Source organism: Cellulomonas fimi, assembly GCF_012952065.1.
Lineage (GTDB): Bacteria > Actinomycetota > Actinomycetes > Actinomycetales > Cellulomonadaceae > Pengzhenrongella > Pengzhenrongella fimi_A.
In genome coordinates, this window is the sequence record NZ_JABCJJ010000042.1 from 1 (window position 1) to 18,035 (window position 18,035).

Annotated in this window: 22 protein-coding genes; 12 read left to right on the plus strand and 10 right to left on the minus strand. The window is 70.0% G+C overall.

Annotated features, from left to right (window positions below):
• Positions 1 to 178 precede the first annotated feature (178 nt).
• The 4 genes from lnt to HIR71_RS15290 all read left to right on the plus strand — a co-directional run bounded on the left by lnt (position 179) and on the right by HIR71_RS15290 (position 3,708).
• On the plus strand, positions 179 to 1,900 hold the full coding sequence (gene lnt / locus HIR71_RS15275) for an apolipoprotein N-acyltransferase (RefSeq protein ID WP_169325935.1): 1,722 nt from the start codon (positions 179 to 181) through the stop codon (positions 1,898 to 1,900).
• 101 nt (positions 1,901 to 2,001) lie between these two features.
• The gene (locus tag HIR71_RS15280) at positions 2,002 to 2,232 is read left to right on the plus strand and encodes a heavy-metal-associated domain-containing protein (RefSeq protein WP_169325936.1); all 231 of its coding nucleotides are present in this window, start codon (positions 2,002 to 2,004) and stop codon (positions 2,230 to 2,232) included.
• Between the two features lie 324 nt (positions 2,233 to 2,556).
• Positions 2,557 to 2,958 (plus strand): four-helix bundle copper-binding protein, encoded by a 402-nt coding sequence (locus HIR71_RS15285; protein ID WP_169325937.1) that lies wholly within the window; start codon positions 2,557 to 2,559, stop codon positions 2,956 to 2,958.
• A gap of 138 nt (positions 2,959 to 3,096) precedes the next feature.
• A complete protein-coding gene (locus tag HIR71_RS15290) occupies positions 3,097 to 3,708 on the plus strand; it encodes a DUF305 domain-containing protein (RefSeq protein WP_169325938.1) in 612 nt (203 codons plus the stop codon).
• 78 nt (positions 3,709 to 3,786) lie between these two features.
• Here the strand turns inward: HIR71_RS15290 and HIR71_RS16530 are convergent, their stop codons facing one another.
• Complete coding sequence (locus tag HIR71_RS16530) at positions 3,787 to 4,305, minus strand: hypothetical protein (protein WP_211374289.1); 519 nt, start codon at positions 4,303 to 4,305, stop codon at positions 3,787 to 3,789.
• Positions 4,306 to 4,378: 73 nt separating this feature from the next.
• Between HIR71_RS16530 and HIR71_RS15300 the strand changes: the two genes are divergently transcribed.
• From HIR71_RS15300 to HIR71_RS15310, 3 genes are all read left to right on the plus strand, one after another.
• Complete coding sequence (locus HIR71_RS15300) at positions 4,379 to 4,819, plus strand: hypothetical protein (RefSeq protein ID WP_169325939.1); 441 nt, start codon at positions 4,379 to 4,381, stop codon at positions 4,817 to 4,819.
• Positions 4,820 to 4,896: 77 nt separating this feature from the next.
• Positions 4,897 to 5,505, plus strand: a complete 609-nt coding sequence (locus tag HIR71_RS15305) for a DUF305 domain-containing protein (protein WP_169325940.1) — start codon at positions 4,897 to 4,899, stop codon at positions 5,503 to 5,505.
• A 76-nt stretch (positions 5,506 to 5,581) separates the two neighbouring features.
• Positions 5,582 to 6,493, plus strand: a complete 912-nt coding sequence (locus HIR71_RS15310; RefSeq protein ID WP_169325941.1) for a F510_1955 family glycosylhydrolase — start codon at positions 5,582 to 5,584, stop codon at positions 6,491 to 6,493.
• A 280-nt stretch (positions 6,494 to 6,773) separates the two neighbouring features.
• On the opposite strand, the gene HIR71_RS15315 is transcribed toward HIR71_RS15310, so the two are convergent.
• The 5 genes from HIR71_RS15315 to HIR71_RS15335 form a co-directional block, all read right to left on the minus strand.
• Positions 6,774 to 7,400: a peroxiredoxin family protein gene (locus HIR71_RS15315; RefSeq protein WP_169325942.1), complete on the minus strand. Its 627-nt coding sequence runs from the start codon at positions 7,398 to 7,400 to the stop codon at positions 6,774 to 6,776.
• Positions 7,397 to 8,422, minus strand: a complete 1,026-nt coding sequence (locus HIR71_RS15320; protein WP_311836320.1) for a cytochrome c biogenesis CcdA family protein — start codon at positions 8,420 to 8,422, stop codon at positions 7,397 to 7,399. Before HIR71_RS15320 ends, HIR71_RS15315 begins: the two co-directional genes overlap by 4 nt.
• Entirely contained in the window at positions 8,385 to 8,690 is a 306-nt protein-coding gene (locus tag HIR71_RS15325; RefSeq protein ID WP_169325943.1) for a thioredoxin domain-containing protein, read from the minus strand. Before HIR71_RS15325 ends, HIR71_RS15320 begins: the two co-directional genes overlap by 38 nt.
• Before the next feature lie 221 nt (positions 8,691 to 8,911).
• On the minus strand, positions 8,912 to 9,151 hold the full coding sequence (locus HIR71_RS17640; RefSeq protein ID WP_169325944.1) for a M15 family metallopeptidase: 240 nt from the start codon (positions 9,149 to 9,151) through the stop codon (positions 8,912 to 8,914).
• 9 nt (positions 9,152 to 9,160) lie between these two features.
• On the minus strand, positions 9,161 to 9,607 hold the full coding sequence (locus HIR71_RS15335; RefSeq protein ID WP_169325945.1) for a M15 family metallopeptidase domain-containing protein: 447 nt from the start codon (positions 9,605 to 9,607) through the stop codon (positions 9,161 to 9,163).
• A 692-nt stretch (positions 9,608 to 10,299) separates the two neighbouring features.
• Here HIR71_RS15335 and HIR71_RS15340 point away from each other — a divergent pair.
• Complete coding sequence (locus HIR71_RS15340) at positions 10,300 to 10,659, plus strand: ArsR/SmtB family transcription factor (protein WP_169325946.1); 360 nt, start codon at positions 10,300 to 10,302, stop codon at positions 10,657 to 10,659.
• Positions 10,656 to 11,666, plus strand: a complete 1,011-nt coding sequence (locus HIR71_RS15345) for a cation diffusion facilitator family transporter (RefSeq protein ID WP_169325947.1) — start codon at positions 10,656 to 10,658, stop codon at positions 11,664 to 11,666. The genes HIR71_RS15340 and HIR71_RS15345 overlap by 4 nt, the downstream gene beginning before the upstream one ends.
• Positions 11,667 to 11,742: 76 nt before the next feature.
• Here the strand turns inward: HIR71_RS15345 and HIR71_RS15350 are convergent, their stop codons facing one another.
• The 3 genes from HIR71_RS15350 to HIR71_RS16535 all read right to left on the minus strand — a co-directional run bounded on the left by HIR71_RS15350 (position 11,743) and on the right by HIR71_RS16535 (position 12,761).
• Positions 11,743 to 12,039 (minus strand): hypothetical protein, encoded by a 297-nt coding sequence (locus tag HIR71_RS15350; RefSeq protein WP_169325934.1) that lies wholly within the window; start codon positions 12,037 to 12,039, stop codon positions 11,743 to 11,745.
• On the minus strand, positions 12,036 to 12,281 hold the full coding sequence (locus HIR71_RS15355) for a YgaP family membrane protein (protein ID WP_169325948.1): 246 nt from the start codon (positions 12,279 to 12,281) through the stop codon (positions 12,036 to 12,038). Before HIR71_RS15355 ends, HIR71_RS15350 begins: the two co-directional genes overlap by 4 nt.
• Positions 12,282 to 12,437: 156 nt before the next feature.
• Positions 12,438 to 12,761 carry a hypothetical protein gene (locus tag HIR71_RS16535; protein WP_211374290.1) on the minus strand — a complete coding sequence of 108 codons (324 nt, stop codon included), beginning with the start codon at positions 12,759 to 12,761 and terminating at the stop codon, positions 12,438 to 12,440.
• Positions 12,762 to 13,082: 321 nt separating this feature from the next.
• On the opposite strand from HIR71_RS16535, the gene HIR71_RS15360 reads away from it, so the two are divergent.
• The 3 genes from HIR71_RS15360 to HIR71_RS15370 all read left to right on the plus strand — a co-directional run bounded on the left by HIR71_RS15360 (position 13,083) and on the right by HIR71_RS15370 (position 15,881).
• Positions 13,083 to 13,703, plus strand: coding sequence for a class I SAM-dependent methyltransferase (locus tag HIR71_RS15360; protein WP_211374291.1), 621 nt, complete (start codon positions 13,083 to 13,085; stop codon positions 13,701 to 13,703).
• Between the two features lie 490 nt (positions 13,704 to 14,193).
• Positions 14,194 to 14,808: a hypothetical protein gene (locus tag HIR71_RS15365; protein WP_169325950.1), complete on the plus strand. Its 615-nt coding sequence runs from the start codon at positions 14,194 to 14,196 to the stop codon at positions 14,806 to 14,808.
• A complete protein-coding gene (locus tag HIR71_RS15370) occupies positions 14,805 to 15,881 on the plus strand; it encodes a cytochrome b (RefSeq protein WP_169325951.1) in 1,077 nt (358 codons plus the stop codon). Before HIR71_RS15365 ends, HIR71_RS15370 begins: the two co-directional genes overlap by 4 nt.
• Positions 15,882 to 16,409: 528 nt before the next feature.
• Here the strand turns inward: HIR71_RS15370 and HIR71_RS15375 are convergent.
• Positions 16,410 to 17,804, minus strand: a complete 1,395-nt coding sequence (locus tag HIR71_RS15375; protein WP_472595106.1) for an IS1182 family transposase — start codon at positions 17,802 to 17,804, stop codon at positions 16,410 to 16,412.
• Positions 17,805 to 18,035 lie beyond the last annotated feature (231 nt).

Below are 18,035 nucleotides of genomic sequence, written 5' to 3' on the forward strand. Positions count from 1 at the left end.
CCGCACCCGCACCCGCCGAGACCTACTCACCACCACACCGGCCAGCACACGCTGACCGGCACGAACCACACCAAGGGGGTCAATTTTCGCCCGACGCCAGGGGGTCAATTTTCGGCCGACGTTGACATGCGTCGGCCGGAGTCCGCCACCGGATGGTGACGGTACTCTCCTACGTCTAATGAATGCCTTGAACCTCTCAGCCTCGTCGCCGCGCCCCTCCAGGACCAAGCTCCCCGAGGGAGCGGACGTGCGCCTCGAGCCCGCCGCTGGTCAGCGGACCGGTCTGGGGACGAGCCTGTTGTTGGCCGCGCTGGGCGGACTCGTGACGGAGACGGCGTTCCCGTCCAAGTCGTGGTGGCCGATGGCTTTCGTCGGAGTTGCACTTCTCCTGCTGGCCTTGCGCAGGGACTCCGCCCGAGGGGCACTGTTGACCGGGTCTGCTTTCGGCCTGGGGTTCTTCCTGCCGCACCTGTGGTGGGCGAACGAGGCGGTCGGTCAGCCGATCGGCTGGATCGCGCTCTCCGTGATGGAGGCGAGCACCGTCGGGATCTTCGGTGTGGTGTGGATCTGGGCCCGCCGCGCCCCGTGGGTGCAGAGCCGGGCCTGGCTCCAGGTGCTCGTGTGCTCAGTGCTCTGGGTCGCGGTCGAGCAGCTCCGCGGTCGGTGGCCGTTCGGTGGATTCCCGTGGGGATACCTGGCGTTCTCGCAGACTGAGGGACCGTTGCTCCCGGTCGCTTCGCTCGGTGGCACGACGCTGGTCAGCGGCGCCGTCGTCGTCGTCGGAGCACTCGTCGCCCTGGCGATCGACCACCTGCGCCGTCGTGAGGTCCGCCGTGCCGGCGCGGCTCTGGGACTGGCCGTCGTGCCGGTGCTCGCCCCCCTCCTGATCAACCTCGACGGTCAGGAGGAGGTCGGCAGCGTGCGGGTGGGGGTGGTGCAGGGGAACGTGCCGACCCGGGGGGCCGAGGCGATGTCGCAGGCCCGCGCGGTGCTCGCCAACCACGTCGCCGGCACCCGGCAGCTGCTGGACGACGTGGCGCCGGGGGAGCTCGACCTGGTGCTGTGGCCGGAGAGCGCCTCGGACATCGACCCGCGCAGCGACGCTCAGGCCGGCGAGGCCGTCGACGCCGCGGCGCGGTCCGTCGGAGCGCCCATCCTGCTGGGCACGCAACGGTTCCTCCCGGAGACGCGCTACAACGACTACATCCTCTGGGAGCCCGGCCGGGGCAGCGACGTCAGCTACACCAAGCAGCACCCCGTCCCGTTCGGGGAGTACATTCCCTACCGCGATCTGTTCCGCCGATTGACCTCCGCGGTGGACCTGGTGACGACGGACATGGCCGCGGGCACAGAGATGGCCTTGCTGCCCGTCGACGTCGCCCGGCTGGGGCGCACAGTGCCCATCACCACCGCGATCTGTTTCGAGGTCGCGTACGACGAGCTCATCCGCGAGTCGGTCCTGGCCGGGGGCGAGCTGATCGTCATCCCCACGAACAACGCCTCGTTCGGCATGACCCAGGAGTCCACGCAGCAGCTGGCCATGTCCCGGTTCCGCGCCGTCGAGCACGGTCGGGCCGTGGTGCAGGTATCCACCGTCGGGGTCAGCGGGATCATCAGCCCGACCGGGGAGCTCCAGCAGAGCACAGAGCTCTTCACCAGCGCGGCCATGATCCAAGAGCTGCCGCTCCGCACGACCCTCACGCTGGCCGACCGGCTCGGGGGATGGCCGGCAGCCGTGGTGCAAGTCGCAGCGGTGGTCGCGCTGGCGGCAGGGGTACTCGCGTCTGCCCGGGGTCGGCGGCGTGCGGTGCGCGCCGGGGGAGGCCATGACTCCGACGGACAGGCGCGTGATCGGCGCCGGAGCGCACGACCCGCGACCGCGCCGGAGCCGACGGACTGACTCGTCGAGACTCCTCCGACCGTTTGCTTCGAATACCCGTAGGGGGTACAAACGTGGTGACCTCGCCGAGGTTGGAACCCCCACGAACGAGGAGTGCAGTCATGACTACCACCACCACCACGTACGACGTCACCGGCATGACCTGCGGGCACTGCGTGTCCTCGGTGACCGAGGAGGTCGGGAAGATCCCCGGGGTGCAGAAGGTCGAGGTCGACCTCGTGGCGGGCGGCCAGTCCCACGTGACTGTCAGCAGTGCCACCGAGCTCACCGTCGACCAGGTCCGCGCCGCCGTGGACGAGGCAGGGTACGAGCTGACCGAGACGACCGCGTGAGCGATCGGGCCGGGCGTGGCGGCTTCGCGCTCGGCCTCGTGAGCTCCGGGAGCTCGGGCTGCGGCGTGAACGACTCCGCCGCGTTGGCTCAGTCCGACCTGGGCATCGCGGTGGGCACCGGCACCGACGCGCGATCGAGGCGAGCGACCTCACGCTGGCGCGTGGCGACCTAGGCAACAGCCTCCGTCTCCGCGTGCAGGGTGGCGTGGGCCCCCCGGGTGCGGTCGACACCATGCGTGGGTACGGTGGTTTCCGCCAGAGGGCGGCGCGTGCCGAGACTGCGTGGGCGTCGTCCGCGCCCCAGCGAGTCCCTAGGAGACCAGCATGCAGACCGCCGCGATGATGGAGAGCTACCCGGCCGAGATCAACCTCGACCGCCAGCAGCTGGCACGAACCGTGGACGCCCTTCTGCAGTGCGCCCAGGCGTGTACCGCCTGCGCCGACGCGTGCCTGAGCGAGGAGATGGTCGCGGACCTGCGCAAGTGCATCCGCACCGACCTCGACTGTGCGGACATCTGCGTCGCCGCGGCCAACGTGCTGTCCCGGCACACCGGGTACGACGCGAACATCACGCGCGCCGTGCTGCAGGCATGCGTCACGGCGTGCAAGGCGTGCGGTGACGAGTGCGAGGCGCACGCCGGGATGCACGAGCACTGCCGCATCTGCGCCGAGGCCTGCCGAGCGTGCGAGAACGCCTGCGCCGAGCTGCTTGCCGCGATCGGCTGAGCTTCCCGCCGGGTCGCCAGTGGGCACCGGGCGCGAGCACCGGTCCCGATGACGCAACCGGGGTCGAGAGAGCCAAGGAGCCTCGCGCCGCGGTCCGTCATCGCTTCCAGCCGAACCGAAGACATCACTGGAGGGATCATGAACCACGAAACGGCTGTGCAGGTGCGTCGTCCCCTGGCGGTGGTCGCGGCAGCGGCGCTCGCGGCAGGCTCGGTCCTCACGGCAACCGCTGCGGGCGCGGCCCCTCTGGCCGCCGACGCACCAGCGTCGACCGTGCAGACCGCACGGTTCGAGGTCGACTTCCTGAAGGACATGATCGACCACCACACCATGGCGACGATGATGGCTGAGACGTGCGTGGCGAAGGCCACCCACAGCGAGCTTCGCGGCATGTGCGAGTCGATCATCGAGTCCCAGTCCGCTCAGGTCGACCTGATGCAGGGTTGGCTCGACGAGTGGTACGGCATCGGCTACGAACCGCAGATGAGTCGGGGCGACATGCGGGCGATGAACCGGCTCGAGTCCTTGTCCGGCGCCGAGTTCGAGATCGCGTTCATGCGATCGATGGTCCGCCACCACTGGGCCGCGCTCCAGGAAGCGAGAGTCTGCCTCCTCCGCGCCGAGCACCCTGATCTGCTGAGTCTGTGCGAGGACATCCGGGCTGAGCAGGTCGGCGAGATCGCCCAGCTGCAGGCCTGGCTCGAGCAGTGGTACGACCGCCCCGGCGGCCGCCCGGCTCGCACGGCGTAGTCAGAATCGCTGTAGGCCGGTGGGGCACCCGCGGCGGTCCCAGCCGCCTTGGATGCCACGTCGTGACGCTCGCGACCGTCAGGACGGATGATGCTCGCCGTGCTGGACCTCGGTGATCTCGGGGCCGGCAGGGTCATCCGCACCGCTGATGCGGGGACCGATCACGAGCGCCGAGATGAGGAACATCGCCGTGAAGGCGACGAGCGCGAGCGCTGGTGCTCGCCAGCTCCCGAAACGGCGTCGGAGCCTGAGCAGCATCGGCACCGAGGCGATGAGGCCGAGCAGACCGAAGAGTGCGGTACCCCCTGCGCCGGCGACGAGCGCGGTACCCACGAGCGGGCCCACATGATGCAGCACGTGCGGTGCCACACCCATCGTCGCCCCCACGGCGCCCGTCAGGACGGTCCAGGCCGATCGGCGCGGCGGTGCAGCGGTGCGCTGTACCGCCGCGTCGGCATCGGTCGTGCGGGGGCGCGCCACTTCAGTGCTCATGGACCGATCCTCCAGAGGCCAGGCCGTGGCAGGCCCTTCACGGTTGATCAAGAACCGATGAAGGCGCCTCGGCGGCTGGACCGCCGAGGCGGTGAAGCTGCGCAACCGTTGTTAGCCTCGTCGAGGCACGAACGATCACGACTCAGCACGGGTGAGCTCAAGGGGACACGGCGAGGACATGCGCAGACTCACCGCACTCGCCCTCGCCTCAGCGGTCCTCGCGGGCCTGGCGCTGATGCACGGCGCGTCCGGGGGTATGGCGCAGGCTGGAGCCCACAACGTCCTGCCTGCGGTGGTCGCGTCCGCCGAGCACAGCGCCGGCTCTGTGCGTTCAGCCGGTACCGACGCCGCATCGGCACCACAGGTCACCGTCGCCGTCGTCGGCTCGTCCTTCCTCACGGCGCTTGACGCCCACGGGCTGCTGATGGTCGGCTGCGTTCTCGCGCTGGCCGGTGGCATCGCTCTCGTTTTCTTCCGCCTTGCCGAGCGCTGGAGGCGACGCATACCGCGCGCACCGGCACCACTCGGCAACGCCCTGACAGCAGCAGCCCGGCCGTCCGCCCGAGCTGGACGAGCGGTGCCGATACCCGACTTCTCCTTGTGCGTCATGCGGGTGTAGAGGTCGCCGCTACGCGTCCGGCAGAGCCGCGGCGCGCACGGACCCGGCATGCCCCAGACAAGACGATGGAGACGTTGATGACGCGCAACACCCGTATCGCCGCCGCAGGCGGCACCCTCGCCCTGGCGATGACCCTCGCCGCCTGCGGCGGCAGCTCGCAGGGCACCGACCCGACCGTCGCCTCGGAGGCGACGACGGGAACGTCCGAGGAGACGGCCGCCGTGGACGCGGCCCACAACGACGCCGACATCTCGTTCGCCCAGATGATGATCATCCACCACGAGGGTGCCATCGAGATGGCCGACCTCGCGGTGTCCAACGCTGCGACCGGCGAAGTCCGGTCGCTCGCCGAGGACATCTCCGCCGCCCAAGGCCCCGAGATCGAGAAGATGACCTCATGGCTCGAGGCCTGGGGTCAAGAGCCGGCCGGCGGCGGCATGGGCGGCATGGACATGGGCGGCATGGACCAGGAGGCCGCCATGGAGGAGCTCTCCGGCCTCTCGGGCGCGGACTTCGACCGGCGGTTCCTCGAGCTGATGATCGAGCACCACCGCGGCGCGGTCGACATGGCCGAGGCGCAGCTCGCAGACGGCGAGAACCCGCAGGCGCTCGAGCTCGCACAGACGATCATCGATGCCCAGACCACCGAGATCGCCGAGATGGAGCAGATGCTCCAGACTATCTGACCACCTCGTCGTCGCGCGGTGGGGGTCGGGCTGCCCCGGCCCCCACCGCCGTCTGCTCCATGCTGAAGGATTTTCGATGCGACCCGCCCTCCTGGTCTCGCGTGCCGCCGTGTCACTCGCCGGTTTCGTCACGCTCGCCGCATGCACCTCCACCGGCACCGACGGTTCACCAGCCACGACGGGCGCAGACGTGCCCGGCGGTGTCGGCCACGTCCACGGCCTCGAGGTGAACCCCGCAGACGGGGTCCTCTACGCCGCCACGCACAGCGGCCTCTTCGCCGTGGAAGGCACGACCATCCGTCCCGTGGGTGACGCACTCCGCGACACCATGGGGTTCACCATCACGGGCCCCGACGTGTTCCTCGCCAGCGGTCACCCCGGTGCCGGGGAGCCAGGCCCGGCCAATCTCGGGGTGCTGCGCAGCGACGACAGCGGGGAGACGTGGCACGAGCTCAGCCTGGTCGGGCAGAGCGACTTCCACGTGCTGACCGCCGAGACCTCACGCGTCTACGGATGGGACTCGACGAGCGGGATCGTGGGTCGCAGCGACGACGGGGGCCGTACCTGGCGCAACGGTGCCCAGCTCGCGGCACGGGATCTCGAGGCAGTTCCCGGCGGCGACGGACGGCTGATCGCCACAACGGTCGATGGTCTTCTGCTCAGCGCCGACGGCGGCGACGCGTTCGGCGCGTTCCCGACCCCCTCGCCGACACCTCTGGTGGTCATCGACCACGTCCCGGCGACCGCTGGGCCGGGAACCGACGGGGCGGGCGAGGCCAACGTTCCCCCGGTGCTCTCGGGGTTGGACATCGACGGCGCACTGTGGACGTTCGACGGCCAGCGGTGGTCGGGCCCTGGATCGTCGATGGGACCGCCTCAGGAGCTCGTGGCCGTGGGAGGCGGCAGCTTCGTGGCCGCCTTCGATGCCCGCATCTACCGCACGGACGACAGCGGTCGCACCTGGCGGGAGATCACGCCGTCGGAGTGAAGAATGTGCGAGTCCGGGGCTCGAAGCGAGCACGGTGACGGTGGCGAGGAGTCGGCGCGTGTGGATCCTCACCGTGTCCCGGCCGACTCGGCCGGGTTGTGCGGCCCGACGTCACGCGGTCGAGCAGCAGGTGGTCGCCGTCGACCCGGACGCCGTCTCGCAGCAGGTCGCCTCCTCGTCCCGGTCGTGGGTCGGTGTGTCGGTGTTCTGCTGGCAGCACGTGCTCATCGGTCCTCTCCTTGCACGGTGATGGGGTCGTGGAGGGTGACTGTGGTCGCGTCTACAGGCGCTGGGTCACCTCCTTCAGCAGGTCGGCCGGGTCGAGCCACATCGAGGGGTAGTCGCCGGACCAGCGTTGGACGCCGTCGGCATCCACGAGGACGAACCCGTGCCCGGGCAGCCCTTCGTGCATTCCGGTGCCCAGGGCGCCGTACTGCTCGGAGACGGTGCCGTCGTCGAGGAGGAAGGGGGTGCGGACGCCGAAGCGGGCGCGGTCGGGGTCGATCTGTTCGGCCGTGTTCATCACGATCGGCAGCACGGTGATGCCCGCCTTGGCGAGCCCGCCGTCCTTCTCGATCTCGGCCATCTGCAGCAGGCAGGAGTCGCAGCCGGCACCTTCGTTGAAGAACAGGACGACCGGTTCGCCGCGGAAGTCGGCCAGGGAGACGCTGGACCCGTCGGTGCTCGGCAGGGTGAAGTCGGGTGCCTGCCGGGCGGCCGCCGAGCTGGTGGGCTGGGCGCTGAGCAGGGCGAAGGTGACCAGCAGCCCGACGACGAGCAGGACCACGCCCCACACCGCCCAGGTGATGCGACTGGAGCGGCGTGCCGCGGTCTTCTGGCGGCCCTGGACGCGCTGGAGCGTCTGCTGACGTTCGTGGAGGCGCCGGGTGGCACTGGCTGATGTCATCGGAGGGTTCCTTGATCGGTGGTCGTGGCGACAGGGTCAGGGGCGGCATGGCACGACGGCGCGGGGTCGGGCGATGCCGCGCCGTCGTCGTCGGGCATCGGGCCGGTGGTCTCGTGAGCCTGCCGGCGGCGTCCGGCGAGCGTGGCCCAGACGAACGCTGCGACGACGGCCAGGAGCCCGAGGCCCAGAAGGATCTCGGGCACGGGTGCGAGCCAGGTCTGCACGCGCGCGAACACGTCGGTGAGGAGCCGGCTGGCGCCGTCCTGGAACGCGGAACCGCCGGTCATCTCCGTGCTGCCCGACAGAGCGATGACGAAACCGCCCATGATGACGAACCCGATCGCGACGGCGACGTTCAGCGTGTTCGTCACCAGCACCCGCCCTGCGAGTCGGACGCGCACCGGCTTGGCCTGCAAGAACTTCTTCTCGCCCAGGCGAGCCTTGTCCCACACGAGAGCCATGATGAACAGCGGGAAGACCATCCCGAACACATACGTCAGCCCGAGGGCGAGGCCGCCGATCGGGGAACCGGACAGGACCGACAGCGTCATCACCCCGGCAAGCACCGGCGCGCAGCAGCTCGAGGCGATGCCGGAGAACACCCCGAGGGCGAAGAAGCTCGCGCTGTCACCGCGGCTCGTGTCCGGAGCGCGCAGGAACGACGGCAACGACCACATCTTCCCCGAGAGCGCCAGGCCGGCCAGGGCGATCATCAGCGCCCCTCCGACGTAGTACAGCGGCTGGTGGTACCGCGCGATCGCCCCGGCGAGCAGGCCCATCCCCAGCGTGATCGGGACGAGGACCACCGCGAGCCCGGCGGCGAAGACGAAGGTCAGGGGCAGCAGCCGCCAACGTCGGTTCTTGACGGCTCCGGCGAGATAGCTGGGCGCCAGGAACACGATGCAGCACGGGGCGAACAGCGCGACCCCACCGGCGAGAAACGCGGCCAGGATGCTGCCCGTGGTCAGCAGCTCCGTTCCCACGTCAGCGCTGCCCGACCTGGAGAGCCGGGCTGCCAGCACGTGCCTGCAGCTCCTTGAGCAGCTTCTTGCGCGGCAGTCGCCCGGAGCTGAAGTACTGCCCGTCGAGGAGCACGAGCGGGGCCATGGCGGCGCGGTGCTCGGCGACCAGGTTCCGGCCCTCGGGTGAGGCCACCTCGAGCGTGCGCACGGTCAAGGGGTAGTCGCGCCCCAGCTCACCCAAGACCTGCTCGGCGTCGGCACAGAAGTGGCAGGCCGGGGCGCGGACGACGGTGACCACCAGCGGTGGCGGGACGGGCACGGTGGACACAACGGGTCTCCTCGGAACGGGAACCTGACGTGTTCACCCTGGGCGGGCACCCCCGAAGGCCCCATCCGCATTCCATGAAGATTCCATGTGGACGCCGTCCTCGGCACGGAAGGGGTGTCGCCGCCCAGGGACAGGACCCGGCCCGGCTCGAGGACTCCGCCCGCCTGGCCCGATCTCAGCCGGTGTGTCAACTGGGCGCCAGGCGACAGACGCGTTGTCGATCAAGCCCTTCGTTCGATGTCTCGAACACCTGGTACGTACTCCCAGTGCCAGGGCTCGTACGGTCCGCCGCCGCCGCGGTGAGCCCAGGCGGGGTTGTCCCAGCCGAACACCGGCCCGACGTCGTGCAACCAAGCGCCGCGCGGCCCCGTGTACGACTCCGGGCACAGGTCTACCGCCAGGCCCCAACCGTGGTTGCTGAGGCCGGCAGGTGCGGCCAGACCGCCCTTGACGGAACGCAACCTCGCCTGCTACTCGAATGTGCGATATCCCGAGGTCAGGCAGATGGCGGTGCCGAACCGAGCCTCGTACGCCTCGTTCAGGGCGATCAGGGCGACGGCGGCATCGGCGCGATCCCGGTAGGGGGCCTGCCACAGGTCGCACAGCTCCTCGACCGGTACCCGGCCGTTGGTGCCGATGTCCGTCACCACACCGTCGCACAGGGGCACTTCGGCGCGTTCGCCACCGCGAGATGCGCGCGCCCCGCCGCGGGGAGCATGGGGGCCGACCGTGAGCGATGGTGGCGGTTTCAGGTCCACCCGAGCGACGGAAAGGACCTCACCGACTGAGATCGACGCAGCGTCGGCAACCGGCGCAGCTGCTGCCGCAGCGGAGTCGCGGGATGCACCGGTGCCGTACGTGACGACGGCGATCGAGGCGGCGAGCCCGAGGACCAACGCGCCGCGAGCTGCCCTCATCCCAGCGCGGCGACGACGTGCTTCCACCGAGGTCCGCTGCCGCCCCCTGCGTGCAGTCGAGTCCGGCGTCGGCGCAACCGGGTCCCGGACAGGTGCCGGGGTCCGTAGCGATCGACGGGTCGGTGCCGGTGTGGGAACGGTGGTGATGCGCGTGCAACTGGCTGCGGTGTCGGCGACAGACGCGCGGGGATCGGGCTCCCGCTGCTCGGCGCGCCGGCTCGAGGAAGCCGAACGCAGTGGTGGGCGGGGCGCTTTCTCCGCGACGCGGCGGCCGTGTACGGGAACCGTAGGTCCCTCACCCGCCATGCGCACACGTCCGTGACGAAGTGCATGTTTCGCGGGTGGGGCTGGTCCGGCGTCCGGTGTGCCTGACACCACCGGCTCGGGTCGAGCGCGCCACAGGCGATCTCCGGTTCTGTCGTCGGCGGGCTCGAGGTGGTCGAGCCCTGTCCAGGTTCGACGACCTGGACGAAGGAACCCCGGAGGAACGATCAAGTTCTCGTCAAGCCGGTCGGTTGCTACGCCGCCTCGGTGTCGCGTTCCGCTCCACGGCACAGCACTTGCCGTCGCCCGGAGCTGCCCTCCATGGAGGCGACGGCCATCGCCCTCGGCACATCCCGACGAGACCCGAGCGAGGGGGACCTGGGAAGCCGATGGGTGTGCGCCGACACGTCGCGTGTAAGGATCTACGTATGAACGAAGGTTCGAACAACTGCACCCTCGCACTGGACTCGCCGTACGTGGACCTGGCGGTGGAGGTGTTCGCCATGCTGGCCGATGCGACTCGTGTCCGGATCATCGTGGCGCTGGGCGGTGAGGAGCTTGCGGTCGGCGACCTGGCACGGACGGTCGGCAAGTCCCCGACGACGGTCTCCCAGCACCTGGCGAAACTGCGCCTGGCGCGCATGGTGACCACCCGCCAGGAGGGTACCCGGGTCTTCTACAAGCTGACCGACGAGCACGCTCGGCAGCTGGTGACGGACGCGATCTCCCAGGCCGAGCACTCCGTCGATGCCCAGCCGCGTCACCACCACACTCAGGAGGAGCAGTGAACCCGCCCGGTCCACACGACCACCACGACGATGCACACGAGCACGGTCACGACCACCCGGCGGGGATTCGTGGGTGGCTGCGCGAGGTGTTCGTGCCGCACAGCCACGACGCGGCGGACTCGATCGACGATGCGCTGGAGGCCAGCACCCAGGGCATCCGCACCGTCAAGATCAGCCTGGTCGTCCTCGGCGCCACAGCGGTGGCGCAGCTCGCCGTCGTCGCGATCAGCGGTTCGGTCGCACTGCTGGCCGACACCATCCACAACTTCTCCGATGCCATGACCGCTGTCCCGCTGTGGATCGCGTTCGTCCTGGGCCGGCGCGTCCCGACCCGGCGGTACACCCACGGCTACGGGCGGGCCGAGGACCTCGCCGGTCTGTTCATCGTGGCCATGATCGCCCTGTCCGCGGTCGTGGCAGGCGGCGAGTCGATCCGCCGCCTGGCCCAGCCCCAGCCGCTGGACAACCTCGGATGGGTCCTGGCTGCCGGGCTCGTCGGATTTGCCGGTAACGAGGCCGTGGCCGTCTACCGCATCCGCACCGGGCGGCGCATCGGGTCCGCGGCGCTGGTCGCCGACGGTCTCCACGCCCGCACCGACGGCTTCACCTCCCTCGCGGTCGTCCTGGGCGTCCTCGGCGTCTGGGCGGGGTTTCCGCTCGCCGACCCGATCGTGGGCCTGCTGATCACCGTCGCGATCGTGATCCTGCTGTGGGGGACCGCCCGCGACGTCGGGCGGCGCATCCTCGACGGCGTCGATCCCGACCTGGTCGACCGCGCCGAACACTGCTTGGAGCAGGTCGACGGCGTCCACGCCGTGACCCACCTCAGGCTCCGGTGGTCCGGGCACCGGCTCAACGTCCAGGCAGCCCTCGCGGCGGACCCGTCGACCACGGTCGCGGAGACCGAAACCCTCGTCGCCCAGGCCGACCATCAGCTCCGGCGCAGCCTGCCGAACCTGGGAAGCGTCGATCTCACCGTCATCAGCTCCAGCCCCCACCGAACGTGAAGCCCTGACCATCGAGCGACGAGCGGTGCGGCGGGACCGACGAGCGTCGCACCCGAGCCGTCGCACCCGAGCTGTGTCAGTGGTGGCGGCCACCCGGCATCGCGAGCATCATCACGGCCATCGCACCCAGGCAGACGATGGCGTAGATGATCGCGGCGGAGCCCGCCACCCCGGTCGCGACGAGGACGCCCACGATCACGAGCATGGGGACGCAGCAGGCGATCATCATCAGCCGGTGGCGGCCGTGACCGCCGGTGCCTTCCGTGGGGTGCTCGCGCCGGTCGTGCTCGTGCAGCCGGGTGTCCGGGTGCGCGGTGTCGGGCGGTGGTGCCGGGCGCGGGCTCGTGACCCTGTCGGCCGTCGGTTGCGTCATGACTTCACCTGCCTCAACGAGCTCGGAACGTGACCCAGCTTCTTGTACAGGGGGCAGTGGCCGAGCGCCCCGGTCACGACCAGGTCGAGTCCCGCCAGGATCAAGAGGACCTCGAGGACCACGGCGGGCCCCGACGCGGCACCTGCGAGCAGGATCGATCCACCGACGACCGCGAGCACGCCCATCAGGATGCGTGCGACGCGTTCTCTCGGCGTGATGTTGATCGTCACGTGGCTGGTCATGGTTCCTCCTTGGGCAGGTGGGCGAGCCATCGGCGGGGATGCCTCACCCGTTGTCTGAGAGCCTGATCGGCTCCGATGGAGACCGTGCTGTCGTTCCTTCGACGTTCGTTCGAGCCCGCGTGGTGTCGACGCGCGGCCACTGCCTCGTTTCGCGCGTCAGTGGCAGCCGCGACCGGCCGGGCCGGACTGGGTTCTGCTCGCCGGGACCTGGTCGGCGTCGCTCGAGGTGGCCACTCCCGCGCTTCCAGCGTGCCCGGCGTGCGGGTCGGCCTGATCTCGGTCCCCATGACCACCGTGTGGACCACCGCCGTGGCCCCCGTGGCCGCCGTGGCCGCCGTGGCCGCCGGCATGCATCGCCAGCATGAAGGCCACCGCGGCGAAGGTCAGGATCGTCCTCCCCGGGACGCCGACGGCCCACGCGATCAGTGCCGCGACGGCGATCCCCAGGTACAGCTTCGTGGACAAGCTCTTCAGGGTCATCTGACTCCACCTCGCTCAGGGCGCTCACGCACCATCGGTCCCTCGGGGACGAGGATCTCCCGGCTGGATGGAGATCGGGCCACCTGCTCGATCAACGTTCGATGTTGGACGGCTGACCCGGTGGTCTGCACGGACCGAACATTGATCGATTCTTCATCCAGCCTTGCCCCGTGGACGACGAGCGGCCCCCAGGATGACCCGTATGACGACAGACGCGGGTGCAGCCGCGCCACAGGACCGGGGCACCCGTGGTCCACGACGACTCGCACCACGAACGATTCGGCGTCCGGCCCCGTCGGTCGGCGGAGGTGGACCGTGCTGATGAACGCGCTCGAGAGCGCGGCGGTGAACAACCCGGCGCGGCGCGCGCTGCAGCGGTTCTACGAGGTGCGGTGGCTCACCCGGCTCGGCGGTCGTCTCGACGGCGGACGAGCGGTGGAGATCGGCTGCGGCTCCGGCTACGGGACGCAGCTCGTCGTCGAACGGATGGGAGCGTCGTCGGTCGACGCCGTCGACCCGGACCCCCGCATGGTCGTCCGGGCACGCCGACGGCTGCGCCGCCACGCGAACGTGGTCCGAGTCGTCCACGGTGACGCCCTGGACCTCGCCGGCGCTCTCGGGGCCGAGGACGGGTCGTACGACGCCGCGTTCGACTTCGCTGTCGTCCACCACATCGAGGACTGGCGCTCCGCCCTGGACGAGGTCGCGCGCGTCCTGCGTCCGGGCGGCCGCTTCTACTTCGTCGAGGTGACGTCGGCGGCGCTCGCCCGTCCTACGTACCGCCGGTTGTTCGACCATCCCGAGCACGACCGGTTCGCCGCCGGTCAGTTCCTGGCGGAGCTGTCCCGTCGTGGCCTCGAGGTCGGCCCACGATGGAAGACGTTCGTCGGATCTGACTACCTCCTAGGCGTCGCTCGGAGAGCAGACCCCACCGCCGAGTAGCTGGAACCTTCATGAATGAACGGTCCTGTCCGTGCACCTGTCCGGTCGAGATGAGCATGGGTCCTGTCGTGTCCTCCGCATCCGTATCCGCTGCCGCCATGAGCCGACACCGCCTGCTGCGGCCCAGCGCGGCGGGGCCTGTCGTCGTCGGGCGGGAGCGGCCCGGGCCAACGGCACGCTCCTACGGCGAGACCTCCGCCCCGCGCCGATGGACGTCGACCTCGCGGGAAGGGTCGCGCGCACATCGGCGTACGACGGCCTCGTGCCTGCCGAGCTCGGGGCAGGGTCGCGGCATCCGTCTGCGGATCGGATCGGCCGGGCAGCCGACCCGTCACCCGGCGCAAGGCTTCTTCTGTCCACCGTCCGGCGCTAGCCTTGCGGAGCCTTCCCCAGAAAAGTGCGTGTCATGCGTAGGTTCACGTGGGTACCCCGTCGGCGTGTTCCGGACTCTCCTGTCGCGCGCGGCCGCACGCCGGTGCGGGGTGACGGCATGACGTCTGTGCATGGCTCCCCGGCAGCGTATGGCTCCCCGGCAGCACGGATGGTGCGCACGGCGCTGATCCCGATGCTTGTCCTGCTGCTCGTGGTGGCTCAGGCGCTGCCCTCGGCAGCGAACGAGGAGGAGACCGAGGAGGGCCGCCTCCTCGTCGTGCAGGCCGTCTCCCTGATCGCCAACCGAGCCACGTCCGAGAGCATCGTCGAACGGATCGAGGACGCGCTGCAGGCCCGTGACCCGACCGGGGTCGACCTGGACAAGGTCGAGGCGGCTCTCGGGTTGCTGCAGGGAGCCACTGACGACGCCCAGGCGCTCGATGGAGCGCGCGAGCTCCTCGAGACCTCGGTGGATGTCAGGGCGGCGACGGGTTACGGCGCGATCCCCGAGCCGGGCATGGTCGGGACGGACACGGCGCCGTACACGGCCGGCACAGCGAGCGGGACCACCGTCGTGCTCGACTCCATGGACCCAGCCCTCGGCATCAGCGACACGGGCGACGTCGTGCTGATCGTTCTGGCCGCCTTCTCGGTCCTCGTAGGTCTGTACCTCGCGCGCCGGTGGCGGCCGGACCACGCGATGCGCGAGCTCCGTGGAAGGAGGGCGTCATGAGCACACGAGCCGACGTGGAGAGAGCGGACGAGGCGGTCGAACGGCCCACCAGCCGGTGGCGCCGGGCGGTCGACGCCGTCGACGAGCGCATGGGCCTGAAGGCGCTCGCCTATGAGGTGCCCGAGCACGCCAACAACCTCGCCTGGAGCCTGGGAGCGCTGACGGCGATCTCGTTCTTCACCTTGCTGGTGACGGGGATCTACATCGCCCAGTGGTACAACCCGATGCCGGAGGTGGCAAACCAGTCCGTCCGGACCATCATGACGAGCGCCCCCCTCGGGGCCTTGGCGCGGGGTCTGCACTACTGGGCGGCCCAGGCGATGTACGTGCTGGCCCTGCTGCACATGGTTCGGGTGTTTCTCCACGGCTCGTTCAAGCGACCGCGGGAGGGCAACTGGATCATCGGTGCCTCCATGCTGCTCCTGACCTTCCTGGCGATCTTCACGGGCACGGTGCTGAAGTGGGACCAGGAGGGCTTCGAGGCCCTCTCGCACAACCTCGACGTGGCCGAGCTCGTCGGCGGGCTGGGGGTCTGGTTCACCGGCGACCTGGCGCCCGAGCTGCCCGTCGTACTGCGCCTGTACACAGCGCACGCGGTCATCATCCCCGGACTGCTCCTGGCGCTCTTCGTGCTCCATGCGCTGCTCGTGAAGCGCCACAAGATCTCACCGCACCCCGCCATCCCAGCCACCGCCAACGAGAGCGCTGCTCCGTTCACCCACCACCTGAAGCGGGCGGGGGCCTACGGGCTCGTGCTGATCGGCGTCCTCACAGCACTGTCGGTCCTCGTGCCGCCGATCATCGGTCCAACCCCGGTGGAAGGCATCGAGACCACCCGCCCCTTGTGGTTGTTCTGGTGGTTCTTCCCGTTCGAGCAGTGGTTCGGGGTCGCCTCGGTGGGCATCGTGATGGGCGCCGTGTTCCTGCTGCTGTTCCTGGTCCCGTTCCTCGACCGCAGCACGAGACGAAGCTGGCGTGAGCGCAAGCTCGCGGTTGCGGTGCTGGCCCTGATCGCCCTCGGCATGCTCGCGATCAGCATCTACGTGTGGATCAACAACGCCCGAGGCCACTGATGCCGGTGGTCGGCGCTGAGGTGAGGCGGGCGCGGCGGTGGTTCTGGACCATGGTGGTCATCGTCGCTGCCGTCATGGGAGTCCTCTACCGGACGTCGAAGGCGGACCCGGCACCAATGGTCGGCCCGGTGATTCTTCTCAGCGCCGTGGTCGTGCTCGGCGCCGTGACGCAGGCCGGCAGGATCTGGGTCGCTCTCGAGGGCCCGGCGAGGTTGCCTCGGTGGCGTCGTCGGCGCCGCGCCGCCCGACGAGCGGGACAGAACGCATCCGCAGGGTCGCGACGGAACGGATCGGGAAGCCGCGACGGGTGAGGGTCGCCGACTCCTCGCGCGGCTTGCCGCGTGCGGGCCCTAGGAGCGTGGGTCGGTATCGGTGTGGCGGCGCGCGGTGGCGCGGCGTAGGTCGTTCCTGAGTGGCTCGGCGACTATGCCCGGATCGCGCGTGGATCGCCCGGGGGTCGCTGGGCCGGCCCTGAGTGGGCCTTCGGGGCCGTCCTGCGGCTCCTGGGTGGGCCGGTGGCCCCGGTACTCAGGTCATCTGGAGGGCCGGGAGTCCGCTGGTGCCGATGTGGCCGTGGAGCTTTCGCAGGTTGTGGCAGGCCGCGAGCAGGAGCCATTCGCCGTGGGCGCCTTCGAGGCCTCGGAGCAGGAGCTGTTTGGCGTTCTGCAGGATCGACATCTGCCCGAAGACGGGCTCGACGATCACCTTGCGTCGGGCGTAGACGGCCCGGCCGTTCTTCGTGGCCAGCTTGCGGGCCATGCGCTGCTTGGCCGTCGCGCCCTGCGGGATCGGCCCGCGCGGTGCGATCGGGGCGGGCTCCCCGCGACGCTGGCGTCCGGTGGCGATGAAGAACTCCGTGCCTGTCGCCTGTGTGAGCTCGGCAGCAGCGTCGAGGTTCGCGGCCGAGCAGTACCCGGCATCGGCCAGCAGCTGGCCTGGTGCTTGTCCGGTGTTGGCGGTGGCCTGCTCGGTCATCGGGATCAGCGTATTCACGTCCGCGGCGCAATCACCGACGTCGGTGGCGATGATGACCTGATGCTCAGCGTCGACCACGGCCTGGGCGTTGTAGCACTGCTCGAACGCGCCACTGCCGGTGAGCATGATCTTCGACTGCGGATCGGTGAAGTTGCGCTGCGCCTTCGGCCTTGGCGCCGCGCTGGCCCCCGCCTCGGCAGCCCGCTCGGCCACCGCCTCTTCGTCCAGGCCCTTCTCGCGGGCCTTGGCCTCCGCTTTCTCAGCTGCCGCGGCGGCGGCTTCGGCCTCCAACGCCACCTTGGCCTCGCGGATCTTGACCAGCCGCGACTCACGACGAGCCAACTCGGCCGGTAGCTCGTCACCGCGCTTGTCCTTGCCGTACCGAGCGTCCTCGTCCTGGTCGACGTCCTCCGCGGCGGCCAGCAGCTCGGAGACCTCCTGGGCCAGGATCTTCTCCTTCTCACTCATCCGCGCATACGACATCGCCTTGCGCTTGGAGGCGTTCGCGCGCACCTTCGTGCCGTCCAGGGCGACCTTGCCGAGCTTGACCATGCCTGCGGCCTGGCACAACGCCAACGCCTGGAGGAACAGGTGGCCCAGCGCCGAGAGGTGACGGCGACGGAACCGGGCGATGGACCGGTAGTCCGGCGCCGTCCCGGCGGCCAGCCAGCGGAAGGCCACGATGTCGATGCAGGCCCTCTCGATCGCCCGCGAGGACCGCACCCCGGTGGTGTAGCCGTAGATCAACAGCCGCACCATCAACCGCGGGTCATACGGCGGCGCGCCGCGTCCCTCGCGGTAGGAGGCGTAGATCCGCGACAGGTCCAGATGCTCATCGACCAGATCCGCCACGAACCGCGCCAGATGCTCAGTCGGCAGCCACTCGTCCAGCGAGGGCGGCAGCAAAAAGACCTGATCCGGGTCGAACGCCCGGAACGTCTTGTCCACGCCCGCGGCATCCGATGCAGGCTGGGGCGCTACCCGGAACGCCTCCGCTGCGAACAACGCCTCGTCATCACCGGCCATACCCTGATTCTCCCGCGAACAGGCTCGGTCAAGTCCTGGGGAGTGGTGTAGCGGTGCGGTGTGACCCCTGGGGTGTTTTCAGGCCGTGAGGGCCAGGGTTGGGTCGGTCACCTCCTGGTCGCCGGGGACGAGGTTGAGGTGGGCCTTGGCCAG

Excerpts from the sequence above, each read along its gene's own strand:
- HIR71_RS15310 (WP_169325941.1), top strand. The coding sequence starts at position 5,582 with ATGCGACCCGCCCTCCTGGTCTCGCGTGCCGCCGTGTCACTCGCCGGT.
- HIR71_RS15280 (WP_169325936.1), top strand. The coding sequence starts at position 2,002 with ATGACTACCACCACCACCACGTACGACGTCACCGGCATGACCTGCGGG.
- HIR71_RS15285 (WP_169325937.1), top strand. The coding sequence starts at position 2,557 with ATGCAGACCGCCGCGATGATGGAGAGCTACCCGGCCGAGATCAACCTC.
- HIR71_RS15290 (WP_169325938.1), top strand. The coding sequence starts at position 3,097 with ATGAACCACGAAACGGCTGTGCAGGTGCGTCGTCCCCTGGCGGTGGTC.
- HIR71_RS15340 (WP_169325946.1), top strand. The coding sequence starts at position 10,300 with ATGAACGAAGGTTCGAACAACTGCACCCTCGCACTGGACTCGCCGTAC.
- HIR71_RS15360 (WP_211374291.1), top strand. The coding sequence starts at position 13,083 with ATGAACGCGCTCGAGAGCGCGGCGGTGAACAACCCGGCGCGGCGCGCG.
- HIR71_RS16535 (WP_211374290.1), bottom strand. The coding sequence starts at position 12,761 with ATGACCCTGAAGAGCTTGTCCACGAAGCTGTACCTGGGGATCGCCGTC.
- HIR71_RS15315 (WP_169325942.1), bottom strand. The coding sequence starts at position 7,400 with ATGACATCAGCCAGTGCCACCCGGCGCCTCCACGAACGTCAGCAGACG.
- HIR71_RS15355 (WP_169325948.1), bottom strand. The coding sequence starts at position 12,281 with ATGACCAGCCACGTGACGATCAACATCACGCCGAGAGAACGCGTCGCA.
- HIR71_RS15305 (WP_169325940.1), top strand. The coding sequence starts at position 4,897 with ATGACGCGCAACACCCGTATCGCCGCCGCAGGCGGCACCCTCGCCCTG.
- HIR71_RS15370 (WP_169325951.1), top strand. The coding sequence starts at position 14,805 with ATGAGCACACGAGCCGACGTGGAGAGAGCGGACGAGGCGGTCGAACGG.
- HIR71_RS15335 (WP_169325945.1), bottom strand. The coding sequence starts at position 9,607 with ATGAGGGCAGCTCGCGGCGCGTTGGTCCTCGGGCTCGCCGCCTCGATC.
- HIR71_RS15300 (WP_169325939.1), top strand. The coding sequence starts at position 4,379 with ATGCGCAGACTCACCGCACTCGCCCTCGCCTCAGCGGTCCTCGCGGGC.
- HIR71_RS15350 (WP_169325934.1), bottom strand. The coding sequence starts at position 12,039 with ATGACGCAACCGACGGCCGACAGGGTCACGAGCCCGCGCCCGGCACCA.
- lnt (WP_169325935.1), top strand. The coding sequence starts at position 179 with ATGAATGCCTTGAACCTCTCAGCCTCGTCGCCGCGCCCCTCCAGGACC.
- HIR71_RS15365 (WP_169325950.1), top strand. The coding sequence starts at position 14,194 with ATGACGTCTGTGCATGGCTCCCCGGCAGCGTATGGCTCCCCGGCAGCA.